A 4,629-nucleotide genomic window follows, 5' to 3' on the forward strand; every position below is an offset into this window, starting at 1 on the left:
GGCCACCTGGATCGAGCGCGCCGACGCGCACGATCTCGTCGACACCCCGACCAGGGTGCTGGGCCTCGCCACCCGTACGGCGCTGGACGCGGCCGAGTTGCCGCTCGTCCTGCGCCAGTTGCTGGGCCGGTGCACCATCAGTTCGCTGCCCGCGGTCTCCCCCACCGGCCGTCCGACCGGGGATCTGCCGCCCGCCGAAGGGGCGTTGGAGGAGACGGTGATGCGGCTGCGTGACCCGGACGGCGGTGCGATCATCGTCGAGCGGGCCCATCTGCCGTTCACCCCGACGGAGTTCGCGCGGGCGCGGGCGCTGGTGGAGCTGGATGCCCATCTGGGGCCGCGGATTCCGCGCGGTCGTGATGTCCTCACCCTCCCGGAGGGCAATGAGATCACTGTGCGCCGGGCGGACGGGAGCGATGCCGAGGCGGCCAGGGCGATGCACCGGCGGTGCTCCGACGCCACCCTGCGGCTGCGCTACCACGGCCCGGTCGGTGACGCCGACCGCTACCTCGGCCATCTGCTCAGCCCGCGTTTCGGGCGCACCCTCGCGGCGCAGACGGCGTCGGGCCGGCTGGTGGCCCTCGGCCATCTGCTCTGGGACGGGGACGAGACCGAGGTGGCGCTCCTCGTCGAGGACGCCTGGCAGCGGCGCGGTATCGGCTCCGAGCTGCTCGGCAGGCTGGTCGCGCTCGCTCAGGAGACCGGCTGCCGGAATGTGTACGCCGTGACCCAGTCCGCCAACACCGGCATGGTCGCTGCCATGCGTGGCCTCGGTCTGCCCCTCGACTACCAGATCGAGGGAGGAACGCTGGTGATCACCGCCCGGCTGGACGGGTCGGCAGCGGACCGGGACGGTGGTCCCGGGCGTGCCGTACCCCGGGACCACCAGCTGTCGCCCCGGGAACACCAGTTGTCGGAGACACAGCGGGCACAGCGGGCACCGTCGGCGCAGCGGGGGCCGGGACGCTTCGAGCAGGCCGAGCGCTGAGGGCGTGATCCAGATCGCGCCAGAGGTCCTCGACATCCTCCAGGCCGACCGAGAGCCGCAGCAGCCGGTCGCCGACGCCCGCCTCGTGCCGGTCGGACTCGGCGACGATGCGATGGCTGATGGAGGCCGGGTGCTGGATCAGGCTGTCGACGCTGCCGAGGCTGACGGCGGGAGTGATCAGCCGGACGGCCGCGATGACCGCGCGCGGGTCGCCGTGGACCTCGAAGGAGACCATCGCCCCGCCGATCCGGGGGTAGTGGACCCGGGCGATCCGAGGGTCGGGGGCCAGCCGGGAGGCCAGTTCGGCGGCGGTCGCGGATGCGGCCCTGACCCGTACGGGAAGGGTGGAGAGCCCACGGAGCAGCAGATATCCGGCCATCGGATGGAGCACCCCTCCGGTGGCGAAGCGGACCTGGCGCAGACTGCCCGCGAACTCCTCGTCGCAGGCCACCACCCCGCCCATCACATCGCCGTGACCGCCCAGGTACTTGGTCGCGCTGTGCAGCACGATCCGTGCCCCGTGTTCCAGGGGCCGCTGGAGCACGGGGGTGGCGAAGGTGTTGTCGACCAGCAGCGGTATGGAGCCGCAGGCGTGCCGTACGGCGTCGAGGTCGACCTCCACGAGGGTCGGGTTGGCGGGGGTCTCGACCATGACCAGACCGGTGTCGGGGCGGATCGCGGCCTCGATCCCGGCCGGGTCCGTCCAGGTCACCTCGGTGCCCAGCAGTCCGGCGGCGAGAAGGTGGTCACTACATCCGTACAGCGGGCGGACGGCGATCACATGGCGCAGCCCCATGCTCGCGCGGACGAGGAGTACGGCGGTGAGCGCGGCCATTCCGCTGGCGAAGGCCACCGCGCTCTCGGCGCCTTCGAGCCGGGCGAGCGCGGTCTCGAAGCGGGCGGTGGTCGGATTGTCCAGCCGGGCGTAGACGGGCGGGCCCGCCAGCCGCCCACCGGTGGCGGCGAAGGTGTCGATCCGTTCGGCCTCGGCGGCGGCGTCGTACGACGGGTAGGTGGTGGACAGATCCAGCGGTGGAGCGTGCAGACCGAGCCGCGCGAGATCATCACGTCCGGCATGGACCGCTTCGGTGGCCAGCGCCCGGGGTACGGGAGCGGCGGATGTGTTCTCCATGACCGCAGCGTGAACAACTACCGGAAGGTAGTGGTTCCCGGCCGTGTTACGTTCGGCATATGGCCGAAAGCGTCGCTCTTGACCCGGTGGATCTGCATATTCTCCGGCTGCTACAGAACGATGCCCGGACCACGTATCGCGATCTGGCCGCAGAAGTGGGGGTCGCTCCTTCCACCTGTCTCGACCGGGTGACCCGGTTGCGGCGGTCAGGGGTGATTCTCGGCCATCGGCTGGCGCTGGACCCGGCGCGGCTCGGCCGGGGTCTGGAGGCACTGCTCTCGGTCCAGGTGCGTCCGCACCGCCGGGAGCTGATCGCCACCTTCGTGGAGCGTATCCGGGCACTGCCCGAGTCCCGGTCGCTGTTCCATCTCACCGGCCCCGACGACTACTTGGTGCATGTGGCCGTGGCGGACACGGCGGATCTTCAGCGGCTGGTGGTGGACGAGTTCACCTCGCGGCGGGAAGTCGCCAGGGTGGAGACGCGGTTGATCTTCCAGCAGTGGGAGTGCGGCCCGCTGCTGCCGCCGGTGAACCGTCCTCCCGGTCTGTAGCCGCGACCTGGAGCAGCGTGGCCGGTCCGGATCAGCGAAGGGCGGGGATCTGTCGGAGGTCCGGACCTGGCGGAGGTCCGGACCTGGCGGAGGTCCGGCCTGCCGCAGACGCACGACAGGCCGACGGGTCGAGGGGCCGGAACCGGGGTGACGCGGAGACCCTGCTCGTATGAGGATATGAGCATGTCAGACACCTCCAGCACCCCGGTCACCACCGTTAGCCCACTGCCCCGGCAGGTCGCCGACGCCTATGTCGACGCCCTCATCGCACTCGATCCGGCCCTCGGTACCCATCTGGGGGTCAAGGAGAGTTCCGCTCTCCTGCCCGACTACTCACCCGCCGGTCAGAAGAAAATCGCCGAGCTGGCCCGGGAGACCCTCGCCCGGCTCGACGAGTCCGAGAAGGTACCGGGGGCCGACAGCGACATCGAGCGGCGGTGCGGCCGGCTGCTGCGCGAGCGGCTCACGGCCGACCTCGCCGTACGGGAGGCCGAGGAGGGACTGCGCGCGGTGAGCAATATCAGCTCGCCGGTACACGAGGTGCGCGAGGTGTTCACGGTGACACCGGCCGACACCGACGAGGACTGGGCGGCCATCGCCCAGCGGCTGCGCGCCGTCCCCGCAGCGCTGGAGGGCTACCGCGCCTCCCTGGAACTGGGCCTGGAGCGCAGCCTCTTCGGCGGCCCCCGCGCGACCCGTACGAACATCGGCCAGCTGACGGAGTGGCTGGGCACCGACCGGAGCTGGTTCGAGGAGTTCACGGCGGACGGCCCCGACGCGCTGCGCGCCGAACTGGACGCGGCGGCCCGTATCGCCACGGACGCGCTGGCCGCCCTGCGCGACTGGATGCGCGAGGTGTACGCCCCCGCCGTCGTGGACGCGCCCGACACCGTGGGCCGTGAGCGCTACGCCCGCTGGTCGCGTTACTTCAACGGCACCGATCTCGACCTGGACGAGGCGTACGCCTACGGCTGGTCGGAGTACCACCGGCTGCTCACCGAGATGCGGACGGAGGCGGCGAAGATCCTGCCCGGCGCGTCCCCGTGGGAGGCGCTCGCGTACCTCGACGAACACGGCCGCCATATCGACGGCGTGGAGGAGGTGCGGGTCTGGCTCCAGCAGCTGATGGACGAGGCGATCGAGGCGCTGGACGGCACCCACTTCGAACTCGCCGAGCGGGTACGGAAGGTGGAGTCCCGGATCGCTCCCCCGGGCGGCGCGGCGGCGCCGTACTACACCAACCCGTCGGAGGACTTCTCCCGCCCCGGCCAGACCTGGCTGCCGACCATGGGCGCCACCCGGTTCCCCGTATACGACCTGACCTCGACCTGGTACCACGAGGGCGTACCCGGCCACCACCTCCAGCTCGCACAGTGGGCGCATGTCGCCGATCAGCTCTCCCGCTACCAGGCCACCGTCGGCGGGGTCAGCGCGAACATGGAGGGCTGGGCGCTGTACGCCGAGCGGCTCATGGACGAGCTGGGCTTTCTGCCCGACGCGGAGTGCAGGCTCGGCTATCTGGACGCCCAGATGATGCGCGCCTGCCGGGTGATCGTGGACATCGGGATGCACCTGGAACTGGAGATTCCGGCGGATTCGCCGTTCCACCCGGGAGAGCGCTGGACCCCGGAGCTGGCCCAGGAGTTCTTCGGCGCCCACAGCGGGCGGCCCGCGGACTTCGTGGAGAGCGAGCTGACCCGGTATCTGTCCATGCCCGCCCAGGCGATCGGCTACAAGCTCGGCGAGCGCGCCTGGCTGCTGGGCCGGGAGAACGCGCGCAAGGCGCACGGCGACGCGTTCGACGCGAAGGCATGGCACATGGCGGCGCTCTCGCAGGGCTCACTGGGGCTGGACGATCTGGTCGACGAGCTGTCGAAGCTCTGACTACGTACGCTGCAGACGCTCGTCCTGAATCTCGCGAAGGCCCGAACCCCCGAGCAGGTCCACGTCAACCTGAT

Annotated in this window: 3 protein-coding genes and 1 pseudogene; 3 read left to right on the top strand and 1 reads right to left on the bottom strand. The window is 71.1% G+C overall.

All coding sequences use genetic code 11. The features are described 5' to 3' along the window. A pseudogene (locus ACWF94_RS34030) lies at window positions 1-841 on the top strand (N-acetyltransferase family protein); the annotation flags it as partial. Here the strand turns inward: ACWF94_RS34030 and ACWF94_RS34035 are convergent. Beyond that, window positions 816-2,120: a trans-sulfuration enzyme family protein gene (locus ACWF94_RS34035; protein WP_453497563.1), complete on the bottom strand. Its 1,305-nt coding sequence runs from the start codon at window positions 2,118-2,120 to the stop codon at window positions 816-818. The pseudogene ACWF94_RS34030 and the gene ACWF94_RS34035 overlap by 26 nt on opposite strands. A 59-nt stretch (window positions 2,121-2,179) precedes the next feature. On the opposite strand from ACWF94_RS34035, the gene ACWF94_RS34040 reads away from it, so the two are divergent. Beyond that, window positions 2,180-2,671, top strand: a complete 492-nt coding sequence (locus tag ACWF94_RS34040) for an Lrp/AsnC family transcriptional regulator (protein WP_453497566.1) — start codon at window positions 2,180-2,182, stop codon at window positions 2,669-2,671. A gap of 183 nt (window positions 2,672-2,854) precedes the next feature. Then, window positions 2,855-4,555: a DUF885 domain-containing protein gene (locus tag ACWF94_RS34045; RefSeq protein ID WP_453497569.1), complete on the top strand. Its 1,701-nt coding sequence runs from the start codon at window positions 2,855-2,857 to the stop codon at window positions 4,553-4,555. Window positions 4,556-4,629 lie beyond the last annotated feature (74 nt).

It is taken from the genome of Streptomyces sp. NPDC055078 (assembly GCF_053607985.1).